Annotated in this window: 30 protein-coding genes; all 30 read right to left on the bottom strand. The window is 63.3% G+C overall.

Annotation, left to right across the window (positions count from 1 at the left end; translation table 11 throughout):
• Positions 1-59 precede the first annotated feature (59 nt).
• The 30 genes from rplO to E3N94_RS16070 all read right to left on the bottom strand — a co-directional run bounded on the left by rplO (position 60) and on the right by E3N94_RS16070 (position 19,195).
• The gene (rplO, locus tag E3N94_RS15925) at positions 60-617 is read right to left on the bottom strand and encodes a 50S ribosomal protein L15 (protein WP_134401561.1); all 558 of its coding nucleotides are present in this window, start codon (positions 615-617) and stop codon (positions 60-62) included.
• Positions 617-799, bottom strand: a complete 183-nt coding sequence (gene rpmD, locus E3N94_RS15930) for a 50S ribosomal protein L30 (RefSeq protein WP_174235710.1) — start codon at positions 797-799, stop codon at positions 617-619. The genes rplO and rpmD overlap by 1 nt, the downstream gene beginning before the upstream one ends.
• Positions 799-1,470, bottom strand: a complete 672-nt coding sequence (rpsE, locus tag E3N94_RS15935) for a 30S ribosomal protein S5 (RefSeq protein ID WP_104101028.1) — start codon at positions 1,468-1,470, stop codon at positions 799-801. The genes rpmD and rpsE overlap by 1 nt, the downstream gene beginning before the upstream one ends.
• A gap of 35 nt (positions 1,471-1,505) precedes the next feature.
• Complete coding sequence (gene rplR / locus E3N94_RS15940; RefSeq protein ID WP_134342143.1) at positions 1,506-1,877, bottom strand: 50S ribosomal protein L18; 372 nt, start codon at positions 1,875-1,877, stop codon at positions 1,506-1,508.
• Between the two features lie 2 nt (positions 1,878-1,879).
• On the bottom strand, positions 1,880-2,416 hold the full coding sequence (gene rplF / locus E3N94_RS15945; RefSeq protein ID WP_104100956.1) for a 50S ribosomal protein L6: 537 nt from the start codon (positions 2,414-2,416) through the stop codon (positions 1,880-1,882).
• A gap of 6 nt (positions 2,417-2,422) precedes the next feature.
• A complete protein-coding gene (gene rpsH / locus E3N94_RS15950) occupies positions 2,423-2,821 on the bottom strand; it encodes a 30S ribosomal protein S8 (protein WP_104100957.1) in 399 nt (132 codons plus the stop codon).
• Between the two features lie 118 nt (positions 2,822-2,939).
• A complete protein-coding gene (gene rplE, locus E3N94_RS15955; protein WP_104100958.1) occupies positions 2,940-3,542 on the bottom strand; it encodes a 50S ribosomal protein L5 in 603 nt (200 codons plus the stop codon).
• Positions 3,542-3,901, bottom strand: coding sequence for a 50S ribosomal protein L24 (gene rplX / locus E3N94_RS15960; protein ID WP_104171759.1), 360 nt, complete (start codon positions 3,899-3,901; stop codon positions 3,542-3,544). The genes rplE and rplX overlap by 1 nt, the downstream gene beginning before the upstream one ends.
• Before the next feature lie 3 nt (positions 3,902-3,904).
• A complete protein-coding gene (gene rplN / locus E3N94_RS15965) occupies positions 3,905-4,273 on the bottom strand; it encodes a 50S ribosomal protein L14 (RefSeq protein WP_104100960.1) in 369 nt (122 codons plus the stop codon).
• Between the two features lie 33 nt (positions 4,274-4,306).
• Positions 4,307-4,606: a 30S ribosomal protein S17 gene (gene rpsQ / locus E3N94_RS15970; RefSeq protein ID WP_104100961.1), complete on the bottom strand. Its 300-nt coding sequence runs from the start codon at positions 4,604-4,606 to the stop codon at positions 4,307-4,309.
• 2 nt (positions 4,607-4,608) lie between these two features.
• Positions 4,609-4,947: a 50S ribosomal protein L29 gene (rpmC, locus tag E3N94_RS17535; protein ID WP_134342141.1), complete on the bottom strand. Its 339-nt coding sequence runs from the start codon at positions 4,945-4,947 to the stop codon at positions 4,609-4,611.
• Positions 4,947-5,366 (bottom strand): 50S ribosomal protein L16, encoded by a 420-nt coding sequence (gene rplP, locus E3N94_RS15980; protein ID WP_104100963.1) that lies wholly within the window; start codon positions 5,364-5,366, stop codon positions 4,947-4,949. Before rplP ends, rpmC begins: the two co-directional genes overlap by 1 nt.
• Positions 5,367-5,368: 2 nt before the next feature.
• Positions 5,369-6,130, bottom strand: coding sequence for a 30S ribosomal protein S3 (gene rpsC / locus E3N94_RS15985; protein ID WP_104100964.1), 762 nt, complete (start codon positions 6,128-6,130; stop codon positions 5,369-5,371).
• A complete protein-coding gene (gene rplV, locus E3N94_RS15990) occupies positions 6,130-6,495 on the bottom strand; it encodes a 50S ribosomal protein L22 (RefSeq protein WP_104100965.1) in 366 nt (121 codons plus the stop codon). The genes rpsC and rplV overlap by 1 nt, the downstream gene beginning before the upstream one ends.
• A gap of 26 nt (positions 6,496-6,521) precedes the next feature.
• Positions 6,522-6,803, bottom strand: coding sequence for a 30S ribosomal protein S19 (rpsS, locus tag E3N94_RS15995; RefSeq protein WP_104100966.1), 282 nt, complete (start codon positions 6,801-6,803; stop codon positions 6,522-6,524).
• 9 nt (positions 6,804-6,812) lie between these two features.
• On the bottom strand, positions 6,813-7,652 hold the full coding sequence (rplB, locus tag E3N94_RS16000; protein WP_104100967.1) for a 50S ribosomal protein L2: 840 nt from the start codon (positions 7,650-7,652) through the stop codon (positions 6,813-6,815).
• A 25-nt stretch (positions 7,653-7,677) separates the two neighbouring features.
• Positions 7,678-7,980, bottom strand: a complete 303-nt coding sequence (gene rplW / locus E3N94_RS16005) for a 50S ribosomal protein L23 (protein ID WP_104100968.1) — start codon at positions 7,978-7,980, stop codon at positions 7,678-7,680.
• Positions 7,980-8,630: a 50S ribosomal protein L4 gene (gene rplD, locus E3N94_RS16010; protein WP_104100969.1), complete on the bottom strand. Its 651-nt coding sequence runs from the start codon at positions 8,628-8,630 to the stop codon at positions 7,980-7,982. The genes rplW and rplD overlap by 1 nt, the downstream gene beginning before the upstream one ends.
• Before the next feature lie 4 nt (positions 8,631-8,634).
• Positions 8,635-9,294 (bottom strand): 50S ribosomal protein L3, encoded by a 660-nt coding sequence (gene rplC / locus E3N94_RS16015; protein ID WP_104100970.1) that lies wholly within the window; start codon positions 9,292-9,294, stop codon positions 8,635-8,637.
• Positions 9,295-9,302: 8 nt separating this feature from the next.
• A complete protein-coding gene (gene rpsJ / locus E3N94_RS16020; RefSeq protein ID WP_035834607.1) occupies positions 9,303-9,611 on the bottom strand; it encodes a 30S ribosomal protein S10 in 309 nt (102 codons plus the stop codon).
• 534 nt (positions 9,612-10,145) lie between these two features.
• Positions 10,146-10,946, bottom strand: coding sequence for a hypothetical protein (locus E3N94_RS16025; protein ID WP_134401560.1), 801 nt, complete (start codon positions 10,944-10,946; stop codon positions 10,146-10,148).
• Positions 10,947-10,967: 21 nt separating this feature from the next.
• Positions 10,968-11,198 (bottom strand): Rv0909 family putative TA system antitoxin, encoded by a 231-nt coding sequence (locus tag E3N94_RS16030; RefSeq protein ID WP_134511889.1) that lies wholly within the window; start codon positions 11,196-11,198, stop codon positions 10,968-10,970.
• A 134-nt stretch (positions 11,199-11,332) separates the two neighbouring features.
• Entirely contained in the window at positions 11,333-12,526 is a 1,194-nt protein-coding gene (tuf, locus tag E3N94_RS16035; protein WP_104100973.1) for an elongation factor Tu, read from the bottom strand.
• Between the two features lie 143 nt (positions 12,527-12,669).
• Positions 12,670-14,784, bottom strand: coding sequence for an elongation factor G (fusA, locus tag E3N94_RS16040; protein WP_104100974.1), 2,115 nt, complete (start codon positions 14,782-14,784; stop codon positions 12,670-12,672).
• A 105-nt stretch (positions 14,785-14,889) separates the two neighbouring features.
• Complete coding sequence (gene rpsG / locus E3N94_RS16045; protein WP_066597688.1) at positions 14,890-15,360, bottom strand: 30S ribosomal protein S7; 471 nt, start codon at positions 15,358-15,360, stop codon at positions 14,890-14,892.
• Positions 15,360-15,734 (bottom strand): 30S ribosomal protein S12, encoded by a 375-nt coding sequence (gene rpsL / locus E3N94_RS16050; protein ID WP_055811472.1) that lies wholly within the window; start codon positions 15,732-15,734, stop codon positions 15,360-15,362. The genes rpsG and rpsL overlap by 1 nt, the downstream gene beginning before the upstream one ends.
• 323 nt (positions 15,735-16,057) lie before the next feature.
• Positions 16,058-16,714 carry a spermidine/putrescine ABC transporter substrate-binding protein gene (locus E3N94_RS16055; RefSeq protein ID WP_134401559.1) on the bottom strand — a complete coding sequence of 219 codons (657 nt, stop codon included), beginning with the start codon at positions 16,712-16,714 and terminating at the stop codon, positions 16,058-16,060.
• Between the two features lie 61 nt (positions 16,715-16,775).
• Positions 16,776-17,285 carry a DUF6121 family protein gene (locus E3N94_RS16060; protein ID WP_134401558.1) on the bottom strand — a complete coding sequence of 170 codons (510 nt, stop codon included), beginning with the start codon at positions 17,283-17,285 and terminating at the stop codon, positions 16,776-16,778.
• 61 nt (positions 17,286-17,346) lie between these two features.
• Entirely contained in the window at positions 17,347-18,315 is a 969-nt protein-coding gene (locus E3N94_RS16065; protein WP_134570570.1) for a hypothetical protein, read from the bottom strand.
• A gap of 103 nt (positions 18,316-18,418) precedes the next feature.
• Positions 18,419-19,195: a hypothetical protein gene (locus E3N94_RS16070; protein ID WP_134570572.1), complete on the bottom strand. Its 777-nt coding sequence runs from the start codon at positions 19,193-19,195 to the stop codon at positions 18,419-18,421.
• Between the last annotated feature and the right edge of the window lies 1 nt (position 19,196).

A 19,196-nucleotide genomic window follows, 5' to 3' on the forward strand; every position in this document is an offset into this window, starting at 1 on the left:
GACCAGCATCGAAAGATTTCGATTGGTGGCCTCGACAAGCTCGCTCAGCGTCTGCGGACTTACTTGATTGAGCCACCCGCAGCGACGATCTTCTGCTCTGCTGAGCCGGAGACCTTATCCACTGCAATGTTCAGCTTAACCGCAATGTCACCATTGCCGAGAACCTTGACCTTCTCGTTGTCGCGAACGGCACCCTTGGCGACCAGGTCGGCGATGGTTACATCGCCGCCGTTCGGGTAAAGCTCGGCGAGCTTCTCGAGGTTGACGACCTGGTACTCGACGCGGAACGGGTTCTTGAACCCGCGCAGCTTCGGAGTACGCATGTGCAGCGGCATCTGGCCACCCTCAAACCCGATGCGCACGTTGTAGCGCGCCTTCGTACCCTTGGTTCCACGGCCGGCGGTCTTACCCTTGGATCCTTCACCACGACCGACACGCATGCGCGACTTCTTGGCTCCGGGGGCGGGGCGAAGGTGGTGAACCTTCAGAACCTGCTCGCGCTTCTCTGTCGGAGCAGCCTTCACTCCGACCTTGGCGGAGGCAGCCTTTTTGGGGGCTGCCTTCTGTGCAGTGGCGGGCTTGGCGGCTGCCGTGGCAGCTTCCTTCTCGTCAGCCATTAGTCAATCTCCTCGACCTTTACAAGGTGAGCAACGGTGTTGACGTAGCCACGGTTCTGCGAGTTGTCCTCGCGAATCGTGACTGCGCCAATGCGCTTGAGACCCAGGCTGCGAAGCGTGTCGCGCTGGTTCTGCTTCTCACTAATTTTGGACTTGATCTGTGTCACTTTGAGGCGAGCCATCAGGCACCTGCCTTTGCTGCAGCTGCAGCTGCTGCTGCGGCGGCGTCGGCACGCAGGAAGCGCGCCGGAGCGACGTCTTCGTACGCGAGGCCACGACGAGCCGCAACTGCACGCGGCTCTTCGAGCTGGTGCAGGGCCTCGACCGTGGCGTGAACGATGTTGATGGTGTTCGACGAACCGAGCGACTTGCTGAGGACATCGTGGATGCCCGCGCACTCGAGAACGGCGCGCACCGGACCACCGGCGATAACGCCGGTGCCGGCGGCGGCGGGACGCAGCAGGACGACGCCGGCTGCGGCTTCACCCTGCACGGGGTGCGGGATCGTCAGACCGACGCGGGGAACGCGGAAGAAGTTCTTCTTCGCTTCTTCGACGCCCTTGGAAATGGCGGTCGGCACCTCGCGGGCCTTGCCATATCCAACGCCGACGAGGCCGTTTCCGTCACCGACGACGACGAGAGCGGTGAAGCTGAAGCGACGACCACCCTTCACCACCTTGGAAACGCGGTTGATGGTGACGACGCGCTCCAGGAACTGGCTCTTGTCGGCATCGCGGCTTCCGCGGTCCTTGTTCGGGTTGCGCTCACGACCGCCACGACGAGCCTCACGAGGCTCGTTCTGGGCAGGTGCCGTTGAGGCAGCGGTTTCGACGGGTGCCTCTGCGGCCACCACGGTCTCCTTGGTTGCTGTGCTAGCGGTTTCAGTGCTCACAGGTTCAATCCACCCTCTCGAGCTCCATCGGCGATCGCAGCGACGCGTCCTGCGTACTTGCTTCCGCCACGGTCAAATACGACAGCGTCGATGCCGGCGGCCTTCGCACGCTCGGCGACGAGTTCGCCGACCTTGCGGGCCTTGGCGGTCTTGTCACCATCGAAGGTGCGCAGACCGTCTTCGAGCGTGGACGCCGAAGCAAGGGTGAAACCCTTGCTGTCATCGACGACCTGCACGAACACGTGGCGAGCCGAACGGGTCACGACGAGACGCGGACGAAGCGCGGTCCCCTCGATCTTTTTGCGAAGACGTGCATGCCTGCGTCCGCGGGCAGCGGCCTTGCTCTTACCTCTAGTTCCGAGACCCATGGTTATTTACCACTCTTTCCGGCCTTGCGGCGAACAATCTCGCCGGCGTAACGCACACCCTTGCCCTTATAGGGCTCCGGCTTGCGAATCTTACGGATGTTGGCGGCGACCTCGCCGACAGCCTGCTTGTCGATGCCACCGACCGTGAGGCGGTTGACGCTCTCCACGGTGAGGGTGATGCCGGCAGGTGCCTCGACGAGGACCGGGTGCGAGAAGCCGAGGGCGAACTCGATCGAGCTGCCCTTCTGGGCGACGCGGTAACCGGTACCGACGATCTCGAGAGACTTGGTGTAACCCACCGTCACCCCGATGATCTGGTTTGCGATCAGCGTGCGAGTCAGTCCGTGCAGCGAACGCGAGTTGCGCTCGTCGTTCGGGCGTGTGACGACGACGTGGCCGTCCTCGATCTTGACCTCGATGGGGTTCGCGACGGTGAGCGCGAGCTCGCCCTTCGGACCCTTGACGTTGACGCGCTGGCCTTCAGTGGCGACCGTGACATCCGCGGGAATCGGGATGGGAAGTCTTCCAATACGTGACATTGTCGGCTACCACACGTAGGCGAGAACTTCTCCGCCTACGCCCTTCTTCTCAGCCTGGCGGTCGGTGAGCAGACCGCTGGAGGTGGACAGGATGGCAACGCCGAGACCACCGAGAACGGTGGGGATTTCGGTCGACTTCGCGTACACGCGCAGGCCGGGCTTGGAAACCCGCTTGATGCCGACGATGGAACGCTCGCGGTTCGGACCGAACTTGAGGTTGAGCGTGAGGGTCTTGCCGACCACTGCATCCTTGACATCCCACGCCGAGATGTAACCCTGGGCCTTGAGAATGTCTGCGATGTTCGCTTTGAGCTTGCTGTGCGGCATGGACACGGTGTCGTGGAACGCCGAGTTAGCGTTGCGCAGTCTGGTCAGCATGTCTGCGACCGGATCTGTCATTGTCATTTGTGGTGCCTTTCTCGCCTGGTTTCGTTCATCCGTTACACGGGTGACGACCTTGGTCGTGGTGGGGCTGGACGGTTGTCCAGCCCCGGATTTGTACTACAAGAGCCAAAGAGCTACTTTACTTGGTGTTTTCGGCCGTCTTGAACGGGAAGCCCAGCGCCTTGAGCAGCGCGCGGCCTTCTTCGTTGTTCTTGGCCGTCGTCACAACCGTGATATCCATACCGCGGATACGGTCGATCCGGTCCTGGTCGATCTCGTGGAACATGACCTGCTCGGTGAGACCGAAGGTGTAGTTACCGCTGCCATCGAACTGCTTGTCGCTCAGACCACGGAAGTCGCGGATGCGCGGAAGCGCCAGGCTCAGGAGCCGGTCGAGGAACTCCCACATGCGGTCGCCACGAAGTGTGACGTGCGTGCCGATGGGCTGTCCTTCACGCAGTTTGAACTGCGCGATCGACTTACGGGCCTTGGTGACCTGCGGCTTCTGACCGGTGATCTTGGTGAGGTCGGAGACGGCGCCATCCATGATCTTGCCGTCGCGTGCTGCCTCGCCGACACCCATGTTCACAACGATCTTGACCAGGTTCGGAATCTGGTGAACGTTGGTGAAGCCGAGGTCCTTGCTGAGCTGGGCCATGATCTCATCGCGGTACTTCTGCTTGAGACGCGGCAGGGCGGCCTCAACGGGCGCTTCTGCTGCTGCAACTGAAGTGTCGGTCATCAGAGGTCCTTCCCTGACTTCTTGGCGTAACGGATGCGGACCGTCTTGGTGACGCCGTCCTTCGTTACTTCTTCGAGGCGGAATCCGACGCGAGTCGGCTTCTTGGTCTCCGGGTCGACGAGGGCCACGTTGGACACGTGAATCGGCGCCTCCATGGTCTCGATGCCGCCGGTCTTGGTGCCGCGCTGGGTCTGGCCCACGCGAACGTGCTTGGTGACGAAGTTGATGCCCTCAACGAGGACCCTGTTCTTCTCCACCAGGATGGCAATGACCTTGCCCTGCTTGCCACGGTCTCCGCCGCGGGCCTGGGTGCGGCCGGTGATGACCTCTACGAGGTCACCCTTTTTGAGTCTGGCCATGATTTAGATAACCTCCGGTGCCAGCGAGATGATCTTCATGAACTTCTTGTCGCGAAGCTCGCGACCGACCGGTCCGAAGATTCGGGTGCCGCGGGGGTCACCTTCGTTCTTCAAAATCACTGCGGCGTTCTCATCGAACTTGATGTACGAACCGTCTGAACGACGGGTCTGCTTTTTGACGCGAACGACGACGGCCTTGACGACGTCGCCCTTCTTGACGTTGCCGCCCGGGATCGCGTCCTTGACCGTGGCGACGATGGTGTCGCCGAGGCCTGCGTAGCGACGGCCGGAGCCGCCGAGCACGCGAATGGTCAACAGCTCCTTGGCACCCGTGTTGTCGGCAACCTTGAGTCGTGATTCTTGCTGAAGCACTTTTTATACCCTTCTATCAAGTAAGCGCGAGGCTTACTTGGCCTTCTCGAGGATCTCGACCAGGCGCCAGCGCTTGGAAGCGCTGAGCGGACGGGTCTCACTGATCAGGACCAGGTCGCCGACGCCGGCGATGTTCGCCTCGTCGTGAGCCTTCAGCTTGGACGTACGGCGGATGACCTTGCCGTACAGGGGGTGCTTCACGCGGTCTTCGACCTCGACAACGATGGTCTTGTCCATCTTGTCGCTGGTCACGTAACCACGCAGCGTCTTGCGGTAGCCGCGAACGAGAGCCTCAGCCTCGGCAGCGACGACCTTTTCGTCAGTCTTCGCCATGACTAGGCCTCCTTCGTCTGGGCGGCGTCGGCCGCAGCGGAGTCGTCAACGGACTCCACTGCAGGCTTGGCCTTCTTGGTCTTCTTCTCAGCCTTGGCCGGAGCCTCGACTGGTGCGGGAGTCGGACGAATGCCCAACTCGCGCTCACGGAGAACCGTGTAGATGCGAGCGATGTCGCGCTTGACCGCGCGGAGGCGGCCGTGGCTCTCGAGCTGGCCGGTGGCCGACTGGAAGCGAAGGTTGAAGAGTTCTTCCTTCGCTTTCTTCAGCTCATCGAACAACCGCTCGTTTTCAAAAGTGTCGAGCTCGACTGAGGCGAGCTCCTTGGATCCGATCGCCATTATGCGTCGCCCTCCTCGCGCTTGATGATGCGTGCCTTCAAGGGCAGTTTATGGATAGCGCGGGTCAGCGCTTCCTTTGCGACGATGTCAGTGACACCGCTGAGTTCGAAAAGCACGCGACCGGGCTTGACGTTGGCAACCCACCACTCGACGGAACCCTTACCGGAACCCATGCGGGTTTCGGCCGGCTTCTTGGTGAGCGGGCGGTCCGGGTAGATGTTGATCCAGACCTTGCCGCCGCGCTTCATGTGACGGGTGATCGCGATACGAGCGGACTCGATCTGACGGTTGGTCACATAGGCGGGCGTGAGGGCCTGGATGCCGTACTCACCGAACGACAGCTCGGTACCACCGGTTGCGTGGCCGGTACGGCCCGGGTGGTGCTGCTTGCGGTGCTTGACTCTGCGTGGAATCAACATGGTTATGCCTCAACTCCTGCTGCAACCGGTGCCGCTGCCTCTGCGCGGGGCGCACGACGCGGTCGGTCGTCACGACGCTCGGGGCGGGTCGACTTAGCGTTGGCCTGCTCGCGAGCGAGTTCCTTGTTGGTGATGTCGCCCTTGTAGATCCAAACCTTCACGCCGATGCGGCCGAAGGTGGTCTTGGCTTCGTAGAACCCGTAGTCGATGTTCGCGCGCAGAGTGTGCAGGGGCACACGGCCTTCGCGGTAGAACTCCGAACGGCTCATTTCGGCGCCACCCAGGCGACCGGAGACCTGGATGCGAACACCCTTGGCACCGGCGCGCTGGGCACCCTGCAGGCCCTTACGCATCGCGCGGCGGAATGCCACGCGAGCGGAGAGCTGCTCGGCGATGCCCTGAGCGACCAGCTGAGCGTCGACCTCGGGGTTCTTCACCTCGAGGATGTTCAGCTGGATCTGCTTGGCGGTGAGCTTCTCGAGGTCGGAGCGAATGCGCTCAGCCTCCGCGCCGCGGCGACCGATCACAATGCCCGGACGGGCGGTGTGGATGTCGACGCGAACGCGGTCACGAGTGCGCTCGATCTCGATGCGGGACACGCCGGCGCGGTCGAGACTGGTGCTCAACAGGCGGCGGATCTTGACGTCTTCAGCGACGAAGTCGCTGTAACGCTGGCCCGGCTTCGTGCTGTCAGAGAACCAACGCGACACGTGGTCGGTCGTGATTCCCAGACGGAAGCCATAGGGGTTTACTTTCTGACCCATTACTTCGTACCCTCCTCAGGAGTGGCGAGCACAACCGTGATGTGGCTCGTGCGCTTCTTGATCTGGAATGCGCGACCCTGTGCACGGGCCTGGAAACGCTTGAGGGTCGTACCCTCGTCAACGAACGCCTGGCTGACGAACAGGTCCTGCTCGTCGAGGAAGGTGTTGGCTGCATCAGCCTTGACTCGCGCGTTGGCGATTGCCGAGGCAACCAGCTTGTACACCGGGTCGCTCGCGCCCTGCGGCGCAAACTTCAGAATTCCCAGGGCCTCGAAGGCCTGCTTGCCGCGGATCAGGTTGACAACGCGACGAGCCTTCTGGGGGGTAACGCGGATGTGACGCACGCGTGCGATCGACTCCACCATTTCTTATCCTCCTTCACGTCCCCGCGTTAGCGGCGACGGCCCTTCTTGTCGTCCTTCACGTGTCCACGGAAGGTGCGGGTGGGCGCAAACTCGCCGAGCTTATGCCCGACCATGCTCTCGGTGACGAACACCGGGATGTGCTTGCGTCCGTCGTGCACGGCGATGGTGTGCCCGAGCATGCCGGGGATGATCATCGAACGGCGCGACCAGGTCTTGATTACGTTCTTGCTGCTGGCTTCGTTCGCCTTGACAACCTTGCGAAGCAGGTGGTCGTCAACGAACGGGCCTTTCTTGAGACTGCGTGGCATCGTCTACTCCTACTTACGCTTCTTGCCGACGGTACGGCGACGAACGATGAGCTTGTCGCTTTCCTTGTTCGGGTGGCGGGTACGCCCTTCTTTCTGGCCCCAAGGGCTGACGGGGTGACGTCCACCGGACGTCTTACCCTCACCACCACCGTGCGGGTGGTCAACCGGGTTCATGGCGACACCACGAACGGTCGGGCGAACGCCTTTCCAGCGCATCCGGCCGGCCTTACCCCAGTTGATGTTCGACTGCTCGGCGTTGCCGACCTCGCCGATCGTGGCGCGGCAGCGGGCGTCGACGTTGCGGATTTCTCCGGACGGCAGGCGCAGCTGGGCGTAGATGCCATCCTTCGCAACGAGGCGAACGGATGATCCGGCGGAGCGGGCCATCTTGGCGCCACCGCCCGGACGCAGTTCGACCGCGTGGATGATGGTACCGGTCGGGATGTTCTTCAGCGGCAGGTTGTTGCCGGGCTTGATGTCAGCGCCGGCGCCCGACTCTACGATGTCGCCCTGGTTCAGCTTGTTCGGGGCGATGATGTAGCGCTTGGAGCCGTCCATGAAGTGCAGGAGCGCGATGCGCGCCGTGCGGTTGGGGTCGTACTCGATGTGAGCAACCTTGGCGTTGACGCCGTCCTTGTCGTTACGACGGAAGTCGATCAGACGGTACTGGCGCTTGTGTCCACCACCGATGTGACGGGTGGTGATGCGACCCTGGTTGTTACGGCCACCGGTCTTGGACAGGGGGCGAAGCAGGGACTTCTCCGGCGTGGAGCGGGTGATCTCTGCGAAGTCTGCAACAGATGAACCGCGACGACCGGGAGTCGTGGGCTTGAACTTACGAATAGCCATTTCTTATTCCTCTAGTCCGCGCCGCTTAGCCGACGGCCGTGAAGATGTCAATGGAACCGGACTTGAGCGTGACGATGGCACGCTTGGTGTCCTTGCGCTTGCCCTGACCGAACTTCGTGCGACGCGTCTTGCCGATGCGGTTCATGGTGTTGATCGAAGCGACCTCCACCTTGAAGATCTTTTCGATCGCGAGCTTGATTTCGGTCTTGTTCGAGCGCGGGTCCACGATGAAGGTGTACTTGCCTTCGTCGATCAGGCCATAGCTCTTCTCAGAGACGACCGGAGCGATGATGACGTCGCGGGGATCCTTGTTGATCGGGGTAGCCATTATGCGGACACCTCTTCCTTCTTGGTCTTGCTCGCCACGAACGCGTCGAACGCGCCCTTGGTGAAGACGATGTCGTCGCTGACGAGAACGTCATAGGCATTCAGCTGGTCCCACGGCAGAACGTGCACCGTCGGCAGGTTGCGGATGCTGCGCAGCGTCAGTTCGTCGGTGCGCTCCAGGACGACCAGCACATGCTTGCTGCTGGCGATCTGGCTGAGCAGCTCGATGGCGCCCTTGGTGCTGGGCGTCTCGGCGCTGAAGAGTGCGGTCACGACGTGCAGGCGGTCGCCACGGGCGCGGTCGGAAAGGGATCCACGCAGTGCTGCCGCGATCATCTTCTTGGGGGTGCGCTGTTCGTAGTTACGCGGGGTCGGTCCGTGGACGATTCCACCACCGGTCATCTGAGGGGCGCGGATCGAGCCCTGACGAGCGCGACCGGTTCCCTTCTGCTTGAACGGCTTGCGGCCGGAACCGGAAACCTCGCCACGACGCTTGGTCTTGTGAGTTCCCTGACGTGCGGCAGCGAGCTGCGCGACGACGACCTGGTGGATCAACGGGACGTTGGTCTGAACGTCAAAGATTTCGGCGGGCAACTCGACGGAGCCGGCCTTCTTACCCTTGGCGTCGATGAGATCGAGTGAGGTAGTCATACGACTAGGCTCCCTTCACTGCATTGCGGACGAATACGAGGCGGCCCTTGGCGCCGGGAACGGCACCCTTGACCAGCAGAAGGCCCTTCTCGGCATCCACGGCGTGAACCTTGAGGTTCAGCACGGTGACGCGCTCGCCACCCATACGACCGGCCATGCGCATGCCCTTGAAGACACGGCTCGGGGTCGAGGAAGCACCGATGGAACCGGGCTTGCGGTGGTTGCGGTGCGAACCGTGAGAGGAGGAAACACCCTTGAAGTTGTGACGCTTCATAACACCGGCGAAACCCTTGCCCTTGCTGGTGCCCATGACGTCGACCTTGGTACCGGCAGCGAACACACCGTCAACGGTGAGCTCCTGACCCAGGGTGTAGTCAGCGGCATCCGCAGTGCGGAGCTCGGTGAGGTGGCGGCGAGGCGTGACGCCTGCCTTTTCGAAGTGTCCGGCGGAAGGCTTGTTGACCTTGCGCGGATCGATGGCCCCGGCAGCGATCTGGACGCCGGCGTAACCGTCGATGTCCTTGCTGCGGATCTGGGTGACAACGTTGGGCGAGATTTCGATGACGGTGACGGGAACGAGCTTGTTGTTCTCATCCCACACCTGCGTCATGCCGAGCTTCTTGCCGAGGAGACCCTTGGTGGTCTTGGTATCTGAGTAAGACATCGCGGGCCCTAGAGCTTGATCTCGATGTTGACGTCGGCCGGCAGGTCGAGACGCATGAGCGAGTCGACAGCCTTCGGGGTCGGGTCAATGATGTCGATCAGACGCTTGTGGGTGCGCATTTCAAAGTGCTCCCGGCTGTCCTTGTACTTGTGAGGGGAACGGATGACACACACCACGTTCTTCTCGGTCGGAAGCGGCACGGGGCCGACGACAGTCGCACCCGCGCGGGTCACTGTGTCGACGATCTTGCGCGCCGAGATGTCGATGACCTCGTGGTCATACGACTTAAGTCGAATGCGGATTTTCTGTCCCGCCATGTCGAACTCGCTTTCTTGTCAAGGCTTCGTACATCCCGAGGGGCTGCATTGGACGCCGTAGTAGCACTGCTGCTGTCGCACCACTGTTCATCTGTCAATTTCGGCAGGGCCGCGGAGCGGTCATGCCGAGCCAACCCGCTTCTCCACACTCGCGCGTGGGGGAAGGCATGGATTTACCCAGCTGTCCCGGCTGTTGGTTTGAGCTATGTTCTGCTACCCGCGGCCTAACTGTGCACCTGGCGCCTTTTACGGCGAACGGCACAAGCTATGCACTGCCTGGCAGTGATCCCGACACCGCGTGCAGCGCGGCAGTCGAAAGTGTTGAACTAGAAGAGTCTGCCACAGGGTTGGGTCATTGTGCAACCCGGGCGTGTCGCGGGCGGCGTGTCGCCACATCCGCGTCGTTCCGCGGCTCGGCCGGCTCTCGCCCCGGGCGCGTCGCCGCCGCCATTCACGCCTCGCGCGAGTGCTGCGCCGCTCCGCGCGGGGCACGCCACCAGCGCAGCGGCGCAACACCCGCGCACCACCGGCACCTCACCGAAACTGGAGTCGCGGGCGCCCGAACGGCAGCCCCAACTGCAGCAGCCGAGTGCGCAGCCGACTCTGACTCATCCCGACCGGGAAGTCCCACCGGGTGAACGCGTGCACCTGGTGCCGCACGCCACCGTCACGGCGTTTCTCGTCGCAGAACACCTCGGCGGTGGTGCGATCGCCTCGCAACACGGGGTCGAAGTATTTGCCCTTGCCGTCGGCCTCCCCCACCGAGTTCTCGTCGATCCAGTAGAAGTCCGTGAAGACGGTCTTGCCTTCGACGACGAACGGATGCTGCAGCACCGGCTCCGGAAATCCGTTCAGCGCCACGTTGACGCGGCTTCCGGACACGTTGGGGGAACCGGACAGCGTCGAAGAGAAGTCGATCACGGCCCGCGCCCGCACGGACCCGCGGAAGGGAAGCAACCCTTCCCAGGTCTCAAGCAGCCTGGCTCTGGTGGTCAGAGGCAGAATGCGCCCCCTGCGATCCACCGCAATGGAGCGGTCGGCCATGGCGACCGCGGACTTCAGATCCAGAGTGGCGGCGAGGTCGACGACCGTGCGTTCGACGCTGGTGACCAGGAGTCCGTTCACCACGGCGATATCCCGCGTGTCGAGTCCCAATGCATGCTTGCGGATACCCGGCGTCGAGCGTCCGCCGCGGGTGCGTTCGGGGAGGGACTGGACCTCGGGCGGCCAGCCGGCGAGAGTGGGGAGTCCCCACAGGACAGCCGCGGACCCGTTCGCAGGTGGCATGCCACGCGCGAACCGGCGCACGACCCGCGCCACGGTGCGCTCGGTCACCGAAGTGAGCTCGACCAGCGGTTACCTGCCGTCGGGGCCAGTGCCTCGAGCGTCGCGGTCGGTCGGACCGTCCCCGCGACCGAGGTGTTTGTCCGCCGCCGCTCGGGCATCCTTGATCTTGTCGGCGTGCTTGTTGCCGGTGACCTTGTTCGCGGCGGCGGCGCCCCCGTCGAGAATCTTGTCGGCGATCTTCTCGCCCTTCTCTGTTTTGAGGAACTCCTGCGCTTTGCGGCTGATGTCGTTGAAATTCACGGGGTGCTCCGATCTGGGGCTGTTGAGGTTCATGTCAAGGCTAGTTCCTGGGCGATTCGGGATCAACTGGCCCCGCAAGTCGGGCACGAAAAAAGGGCCGGCCCCGAAGGACCGACCCCATTTTCTGAAGGGGACTACTTGACGATCTTGGTCACCGTTCCGGCGCCAACGGTGCGGCCACCTTCACGAATGGCGAAGCCGAGGCCCTCTTCCATGGCGATCGGCTGGATCAGCGCGACGTTCATGTCGGTGGTGTCGCCGGGCATGACCATCTCGGTGCCCTCAGGCAGCGTGATGACGCCGGTGACGTCCGTGGTGCGGAAGTAGAACTGCGGGCGGTAGTTCGCGTAGAACGGGTTGTGACGCCCACCCTCATCCTTGGACAGGATGTACGCGGTGCCCTCGAAGTCGGTGTGCGGAGTGACCGAACCCGGCTTGACGACAACCTGGCCGCGCTCGACGTCTTCGCGCTTGGTGCCACGAAGAAGAAGGCCACAGTTCTCGCCGGCCCATGCCTCGTCGAGCTGCTTGTGGAACATCTCGATACCCGTGACCGTGGTCTTGATGGTCGGGCGGATGCCGACAACCTCGACCTCGGAGTTGATCTTGAGGGTTCCACGCTCGGCGCGGCCGGTGACGACGGTTCCACGACCGGTGATCGTGAAGACGTCCTCGATCGGCATCAGGAAGGGCTTGTCCTTGTCGCGGACGGGCTCCGGGAAGTAGTCGTCGACAGCCTTCATGAGCTCAAGGATGTTGCCGACCCACTTCTCGTCGCCTTCAAGCGCCTTGAGTGCGGAAACGCGCACGACGGGAGCGTTGTCGCCGTCGAAGCCCTGGGCGGAGAGGAGTTCGCGAACCTCGAGCTCAACGAGCTCGAGGATCTCTTCGTCGTCAACCATGTCGGACTTGTTCAGTGCCACGAGCAGGGACGGCACGCCGACCTGCTTCGCGAGCAGGACGTGCTCACGGGTCTGAGCCATCGGGCCGTCAGTAGCGGCAACCACAAGGATCGCCCCGTCCATCTGGGCAGCACCGGTGATCATGTTCTTGATGTAGTCAGCGTGGCCCGGTGCGTCTACGTGCGCATAGTGACGCTTTTCGGTCTCGTACTCAACGTGCGAGATGTTGATCGTGATACCGCGCTGGCGTTCTTCCGGAGCAGAGTCGATCGACGCAAAGTCGCGCTGAACGTTCGTCTTGGACGGATACGTGTCGGCAAGGACCTTGGAGATCGCTGCAGTCAGCGTGGTCTTTCCGTGGTCAACGTGACCGATCGTTCCGATGTTTACGTGCGGCTTGGTCCGCTCGAACTTGGCCTTGGCCACTGTGGGTCCTCCTCAGGACTCATGGCTCCATCGACCGCTGGTTTGCGGCCGGTGAAACTGCTGGATTTGTGTACTTATGCTACTCGGGCCGGGAGGCCGAAGCGATTTCGGCCCGAAGGCCCGGAGAGACCGGAAGCCTCAGGCTATTCGCCCTTGTTCTTCTGGATGATCTCTTCGGCCACGGCCCGGGGGACCTCCGCGTAACTCTCGAAGGTCATCGAGTACACCGCGCGGCCCGAGGTCTTCGACCTCAGGTCACCGATATATCCGAACATCTCCGACAGCGGCACGTTGGCGCGAATTACCTTCACGCCCTGAGCGTCCTCCATGGTCTGGATCTGTCCACGACGCGAGTTGAGGTCGCCGATGACGTCGCCCATGTACTCCTCGGGCGTACGAACCTCGACGGCCATCAGCGGCTCGAGCAGAACAGGGTCAGCCTTACGAACGGCTTCCTTGAAGCCCATCGAACCGGCAATCTTGAACGCCATCTCCGAGGAGTCGACGTCGTGCGCGGCGCCGTCAAGCAGGCTTGCCTTGACGCCCACCATCGGGTAGCCGGCCAGGACGCCAACGTGCAGCGCATCCTGGATTCCTGCGTCCACCGAGGGGATGTACTCCCGGGGGATGCGGCCACCCGTGACCTTGTTGACGAACTCGTAGCTCTTCTCGGCAGTGATCTCGAGCGGCTCGATCGCGATCTGAATCTTCGCGAACTGCCCGGATCCACCGGTCTGCTTCTTGTGCGTGTAGTCGTGACGCTCGACCGCCCTGCGGATGGTCTCGCGGTAGGCGACCTGAGGCTTGCCGACGTTGGCTTCGACGTTGAATTCACGTCGCATCCGGTCGACCAGGATGTCCAGGTGAAGTTCACCCATCCCCTTGATGACCGTCTGACCAGTTTCCTGGTTCTGCTCGGTGCGGAAGGTCGGGTCTTCTTCGGCCAATTTCTGGATCGCAAGACCCAGTTTTTCCTGGTCCTGCTTCGTCTTCGGCTCGATCGCAACCTCGATGACCGGGTCAGGGAACGTCATCGACTCGAGCACGACCTGCGCGTTCGGGTCGCACAGGGTGTCACCTGTGGTGGTGTCCTTGAGGCCGATGACCGCGTAGATGTGACCGGCGGTCACGAAGGCCACCGGGTTCTCCTTGTTGGCGTGCATCTGGAAGATCTTGCCGATGCGCTCCTTCTTGCCCTTGGTCGAGTTGACGACCTGGGCGCCGGAGTCAAGGTGACCGGAGTACACGCGAACGTAGGTCAGACGACCGAAGAACGGGTGAACGGCGACCTTGAACGCGAGGGCCGTGAACGGCTCCGTCGCGTCGGGGTGACGCATGATGACCTTTTCCTCGTCGCGCGCGTCGTGGGCTTCGATGGCCGGCACGTCGAGCGGGGTGGGGAGGTAGTCGACGACTGCGTCAAGCATCGGCTGAACGCCGCGGTTCTTGAACGCGGAACCGCAGAGGACCGGATAGATCTCGCTGGAGACCGTGAGCCCCCGAATCGCGTGCTTGATCTCGGAGACGGTGAGCTCTTCGCCGGAGAAGTACTTCTCCATGAGGTCGTCGTCGGTCTCGGCGACGGTTTCAAGGAGCAGCTTGCGGTATTCCGCGGCCTGCTCGGCAAGGTCGGCCGGGATCTCTTCGATGGCGTATTTGGAGCCCATCTCGACGTCACCCTTGGAGTCGCCGCGCCAAGTCAGTGCACGCATTTCGACGAGGTCGACAACACCTTCGAAGGTGTTCTCGGCGCCGATGGGCAGCTGGATGACGAGCGGCTTCGCACCGAGGCGCTTGACAATGGTGTCGACCGTGTAGAAGAAGTCGGCGCCGAGCTTGTCCATCTTGTTGACGAAGCAAATGCGGGGCACGTCGTACTTGTCGGCCTGGCGCCAGACGGTCTCCGACTGGGGCTCAACGCCCTCCTTGCCGTCGAACACTGCGACGGCGCCGTCGAGGACGCGGAGCGAACGCTCCACCTCGACGGTGAAGTCGACGTGGCCGGGGGTGTCGATGATGTTGATCTGGTTTGAGGCCCAGAAACAGGTCGTCGCGGCAGACGTGATGGTGATGCCACGTTCCTGCTCCTGCGCCATCCAGTCCATGGTCGAGGCGCCGTCGTGCGTCTCGCCGATCTTGTGATTGACACCCGTGTAGTACAGGATGCGCTCAGTGACGGTGGTCTTGCCAGCATCAATGTGAGCCATGATGCCGATGTTGCGGACCTTACTCAGGTCGGTGAGCACGTCAAGTGCCACGGGGGTCCTCCGGAAGTTTGCTTGTGGATCTTGGGGCGAAACAGGGCATCCGGTCGCCGGGCCCATCGAGATCTGCTCTCGACAAGCCCGGATTCCGGAGCGCGACTACCAGCGGTAGTGAGCGAAGGCCTTGTTCGCCTCGGCCATCTTGTGCGTGTCCTCGCGGCGCTTCACAGCGGCGCCGAGGCCGTTGGATGCGTCGAGAATTTCGTTGGTGAGACGCTCGGTCATCGTCTTCTCGCGACGAGCCTTGGCGTAGCTGGTCAACCAGCGCAGAGCCAGGGTGTTGGCGCGGTGCGGCTTGACTTCGACGGGCACCTGGTAGGTGGAACCACCGACGCGGCGCGAACGCACCTCAAGGGTCGGGCGCACGTTGTCGAGTGCCTTTTTCAAGGTGACGACGGCATCCGCACCGTTCTTGGCAACGACGCCTTCGAGTGCATCGTAAACGATACGCTCGGCGAGGCCCTTTTTGCCGTCGAGGAGGATCTTGTTGACGAGCTGGGAGACGATGGGGGCGCCGTATACCGGGTCAGCGATAACGGGACGCTTGGGCGCTGGGCCTTTACGAGGCATTACTTCTTCTCCATCTTGGCGCCGTAGCGGCTACGAGCCTGCTTGCGGTTCTTGACGGCCTGGGTGTCCAGTGCGCCGCGAACGATCTTGTATCGAACACCGGGGAGGTCCTTCACACGACCACCGCGGACGAGCACCATCGAGTGCTCCTGCAGGTTGTGACCCTCGCCGGGAATGTAGGCGGTGACCTCGGTACCGTTCGACAGCTTGACGCGGGCGACCTTGCGGAGGGCCGAGTTCGGCTTCTTCGGCGTGGTCGTGTAAACACGGGTGCACACGCCGCGCTGCTGGGGGTTGGACTTCAGGGCGGGCGCCTTGGTCTTGGTGACCTTGGGGCTGCGGCCCTTTCGTACCAACTGCTGAATGGTGGGCACTAATTACTCCTTGTTTTTGCTGCACGGTGACAGCTCATTGATGGTTAGCATTCGAATCGCTCCGTTTCCGGCCCGATCGAGTTCATCTGGACCCACCGAAACACGCGGAATGAGTTACGCGGGCCGTAGTGGGTATGCCGTGGGGGCTGCTCGGAGAGCACACCCTGTGTGAGTGCCACATCAAGGCGCCTAAGGTGCGGCACGACAAGATCGCGGTGGCATGACTCAAGCGCACGACAAAGCGCACACGTACAAAGGATATCCCGGAGGTGACCGCTGGGTCAAATGGATCACGCGGCCCCAGGGGTTCGTTCAGGTGCTGTTCACGGGCCGCGCGGCCAGAGCGGGGAATCGAGCGCGGTGTCGAGGTCGGCGAGGAGAGCGAGCACCCAGGGTTCGGCGAATTCGGTGACGGCGCTGCGCATCCGTTCACGGTGCCGGGACAGTTCGGCGCAGACCCGACCGCCGACCAGCGCCGCGTGTTCGTCGGCGCGTGTGACCTCGGCGCGGATGGCCGCCTTCTCCTCGTCGGTCAAGGGAGGCGGGTCAACGGGCAGGGCCACGGATGCCTCGGGCCGGGCGAGTTCGGCGAAGGTGAAGAGGTAGGGGGCGTCGGGCATGGCCGGCGGGTCGAGGTCGAGGCCGGTGTAGGCCGGGTCGAGGCCCTCAGCGGGGCGGTAGGTCAACGCGGCCTGCTTGCGCTCCTCGTTCAGGCGGATCTCCCGGAGCAGCAGGGGGAGGTGCGTCTCGGTGAACTCGTCGACCTCGGCGTCGATCAGGTGCTTCAGGCGCATGGCGAGGGCGTGCTGCACGGCGTGCGGGACATCCATGGCGAGGCCGGCGGCGGCGATGACCGGCGACCCGAAGCAGGTGCGGCACAGGCGTGAGCGGCCGCGATGCGTGCCCGGGCGCCAGCGAGGCAGCCAGTTGAGCCAATCGTCAACCTGTTGGCTGACCCGCAACTCGATGGAACCGCCCATGAGAGTCAAGGGTACCCGATCGGAGTGCTCCGCAGTCAGCGACTTTCAGGCCGGCGGGGTTTCAGTCTTCGCCTTGCTCCCACGGCCACTTCGGGGGGCCGCGTTCGGGCATCCGTGAGGCGAGGACCAGCGAGTAGAGCAGGGTGACGATGAAGGAGAGGATGCCGGTGGTCACCGCGAACGGGCCCAGCAGCACGGAGGCTGCGAACCCGACGCTATCGCCCGGGAGCCCGGCGGTGTCGGCCGGCACCCCGGTGCCGAGCGCGTAGAGCACCCCGCCCACCAGAACGAAGACGACAAGTGCGGCGACCCCGGTGCCGAGGGAGTACCCGACGGCGATCCGCTGGTTCTCCGGTCTGGTGCGCAGCCCGAGCAGCAGCATCAGGGTGAACACCAGCACCACGGCGGCGGCGGTCATGATCGGGCCGACGAGAGGTCCGGCGTTGGGGTCACTGATGACATCTGTGTCGGTCAGCAGGCTGATCATTCCGAAGGCGGCGACGAGGAGCGCGGCAAGGAGCACTGCCGCGAAGACGGCGACGACCGTCGCGTACTTCTGGTAATTTCGCATCGCTCCCCCTTGATGGCGTACCTGCTGGGGCCCGGCACGCTGAGCGCCGGGCGTCGACCGACTAGTTGCTGCGGATGCCCTGCGGTCCGGCGGCGAGGACGCGGTCGTATTCGGCCTTCGCTGCAGCGTTGCGTTCGGTGACGGCACGGCCGTTGCGGGCGATCCAGGCGCCGGCCCAGATCGGCACCTCGCGGGCGACGACCGCAGCGGCGATGGCCCCCGGGTTCAGCCACTGCTGGCTGATGAAGCGCGCCGCCTGGTCGGGCGTGAAGTTCCAGGCCTGCACGCTCAGCAGCGCCGCCCCGATGTAGGAGAAGTAGACGACCACGGCCACCAGGAAGCCGAAGAGCACGTAGGCCCACCAGCCGCCGCGGTTCACGATCAGCACCAGAAGGGCGAACGCGACGAAGAAGAAGATGACCGGCACGTAGAAGATGGGCAGCACGATGAAGTCGGTGAACTTCGAGGCCGTGTCGATGATCGAGAGGCTGCCGATGCCGGACAAGACAAAGGCGACGATGGCATAGATCACGGCGAAGATGACGGTGGAGAGCAGGGCGATCAGCACGCCGGGGCCGCGGTTGCTCTTGTAGCGGGGCGCGGTCGGCGCCTGGATGTAGACGGGGGGCTGCGCCGTGGTGTTCGTGGGGGCATAGGCCTCGGCGGGTGGGGCCTCTGATGGGGTCGCAGCCGGGTTCTCGCCGGGCTCGATGCGCCGGGTCTCGGCGGTGGTGTTCACCGGGGCGATGTTCACGGAGGCGGCGGGTACGTAGGTGGGCGTCGTGGGCTCGCGGGAGGTCGCGGGGGTGTCATAGGAGATCGGCTCGCCGACGGGGGTGGCCGGGTAGTGCGCCGGTGTCTCAGCGGCAGCATCGGTCGTGTCGCCGGACTCGGCCGGAGCGGAGTGGGAGCCGGTGCCGGTGTAGTCGGGGGCATCCGTGCGCTCTTCATGGCCGGCGTAGTCGACCGGTTCAGGATTCGAGTCGTTGTTACGGTTGCGGTTGCCCTCAGGGGACGTTGTGTCGCTCATGGTGCGCTCCTTGTGGTTGGCCGGGACGATCAGCAACAATCTTAGCAATGCGACTCCCCCGGTCGAGGGAGGCGTGACCGGACGCGGCGCTGGTCAAGTCGGGCTAGCCTGCGGGGGTTGTTGCGGCGGCCGTATTGGGATCGAGAAGAACGTAGATGAGCGCCGAGATCGTGGTAGTCACCTGATCTGAACCCCCGAGGGTGTCGATGGCGGTCTTGTCGGTGGCCGCTGGCGCTGCAACGGGGGGAGACTCAACCATGGATGTTGCAAAGGTCGTCACCATGACCAACCGGGTGCCCTTCTGAAGACCCTCGATAAAGTCGAGCACGTTCCCATAGCTGCCGGAAACGGTGAGGGAGACGGGCACGGACACGAAGTTCGAGGCAGTGATGAGCTCATTGGGCACGGGAGCGAGGGCTGCGGCCTCCTCAGCCGCCGTCGGTGCCGTGGTTGGGATGGGAGTGGGTGTTGGTGACGCAGCACCCTCTGTCGGCGCCGCCTCAGCTGCCAGTGCGGGGGGAGCGACAACGAGGGGTGCGTACGCCTGGGCGTCGTTCACCGAAATGTCGGTCAGCGTCACTTGATGCTGCTGCGCGATGGAGTCCAGCTGAGTGAGGAATGCGGGGATCTCAGCCGCATCTGGGACAGCCGATCTGAGCGCCGACAATTCGCCCTTGAGTTCTCCAATGCTGGCGAATTTCTCCTTTAGGGCAGCGACTTTGAGCTCAGATGCTGAATTTTGGGTCTCGACCACGACACGATCTGCGTCGGCGAGGCTCGCTTCACTGAGTTTCGGGGAAATCCCGAGGACCCAGCCGAGGAGGGCGGTGGCCGCGATCAACACAACGGTGCCAAAAACCCAGAGCCTGTTCAGGTCCATG

Source organism: Cryobacterium sp. Sr3, assembly GCF_004402835.1.
Classification (GTDB): Bacteria; Actinomycetota; Actinomycetes; order Actinomycetales; family Microbacteriaceae; genus Cryobacterium; species Cryobacterium sandaracinum.

What these genes read in the sequence shown, in the direction of transcription:
- rplO (WP_134401561.1), bottom strand. Translation starts at nt 617, where the DNA reads ATGGCTGACGAGAAGGAAGCTGCCACGGCAGCCGCCAAGCCCGCCACT.
- rpmD (WP_174235710.1), bottom strand. Translation starts at nt 799, where the DNA reads ATGGCTCGCCTCAAAGTGACACAGATCAAGTCCAAAATTAGTGAGAAG.
- rplR (WP_134342143.1), bottom strand. Translation starts at nt 1,877, where the DNA reads ATGGGTCTCGGAACTAGAGGTAAGAGCAAGGCCGCTGCCCGCGGACGC.
- rplF (WP_104100956.1), bottom strand. Translation starts at nt 2,416, where the DNA reads ATGTCACGTATTGGAAGACTTCCCATCCCGATTCCCGCGGATGTCACG.
- rpsH (WP_104100957.1), bottom strand. Translation starts at nt 2,821, where the DNA reads ATGACAATGACAGATCCGGTCGCAGACATGCTGACCAGACTGCGCAAC.
- rplE (WP_104100958.1), bottom strand. Translation starts at nt 3,542, where the DNA reads ATGACCGACACTTCAGTTGCAGCAGCAGAAGCGCCCGTTGAGGCCGCC.
- rplX (WP_104171759.1), bottom strand. Translation starts at nt 3,901, where the DNA reads ATGGCCAGACTCAAAAAGGGTGACCTCGTAGAGGTCATCACCGGCCGC.
- rpsQ (WP_104100961.1), bottom strand. Translation starts at nt 4,606, where the DNA reads ATGGCGAAGACTGACGAAAAGGTCGTCGCTGCCGAGGCTGAGGCTCTC.
- rpmC (WP_134342141.1), bottom strand. Translation starts at nt 4,947, where the DNA reads ATGGCGATCGGATCCAAGGAGCTCGCCTCAGTCGAGCTCGACACTTTT.
- rplP (WP_104100963.1), bottom strand. Translation starts at nt 5,366, where the DNA reads ATGTTGATTCCACGCAGAGTCAAGCACCGCAAGCAGCACCACCCGGGC.
- rpsC (WP_104100964.1), bottom strand. Translation starts at nt 6,130, where the DNA reads ATGGGTCAGAAAGTAAACCCCTATGGCTTCCGTCTGGGAATCACGACC.
- rplV (WP_104100965.1), bottom strand. Translation starts at nt 6,495, where the DNA reads ATGGTGGAGTCGATCGCACGCGTGCGTCACATCCGCGTTACCCCCCAG.
- rpsS (WP_104100966.1), bottom strand. Translation starts at nt 6,803, where the DNA reads ATGCCACGCAGTCTCAAGAAAGGCCCGTTCGTTGACGACCACCTGCTT.
- rplB (WP_104100967.1), bottom strand. Translation starts at nt 7,652, where the DNA reads ATGGCTATTCGTAAGTTCAAGCCCACGACTCCCGGTCGTCGCGGTTCA.
- rplW (WP_104100968.1), bottom strand. Translation starts at nt 7,980, where the DNA reads ATGGCTACCCCGATCAACAAGGATCCCCGCGACGTCATCATCGCTCCG.
- rplD (WP_104100969.1), bottom strand. Translation starts at nt 8,630, where the DNA reads ATGACTACCTCACTCGATCTCATCGACGCCAAGGGTAAGAAGGCCGGC.
- rplC (WP_104100970.1), bottom strand. Translation starts at nt 9,294, where the DNA reads ATGTCTTACTCAGATACCAAGACCACCAAGGGTCTCCTCGGCAAGAAG.
- rpsJ (WP_035834607.1), bottom strand. Translation starts at nt 9,611, where the DNA reads ATGGCGGGACAGAAAATCCGCATTCGACTTAAGTCGTATGACCACGAG.
- rpsG (WP_066597688.1), bottom strand. Translation starts at nt 15,360, where the DNA reads ATGCCTCGTAAAGGCCCAGCGCCCAAGCGTCCCGTTATCGCTGACCCG.
- E3N94_RS16055 (WP_134401559.1), bottom strand. Translation starts at nt 16,714, where the DNA reads ATGGGCGGTTCCATCGAGTTGCGGGTCAGCCAACAGGTTGACGATTGG.
- E3N94_RS16060 (WP_134401558.1), bottom strand. Translation starts at nt 17,285, where the DNA reads ATGCGAAATTACCAGAAGTACGCGACGGTCGTCGCCGTCTTCGCGGCA.
- E3N94_RS16065 (WP_134570570.1), bottom strand. Translation starts at nt 18,315, where the DNA reads ATGAGCGACACAACGTCCCCTGAGGGCAACCGCAACCGTAACAACGAC.
- E3N94_RS16070 (WP_134570572.1), bottom strand. Translation starts at nt 19,195, where the DNA reads ATGGACCTGAACAGGCTCTGGGTTTTTGGCACCGTTGTGTTGATCGCG.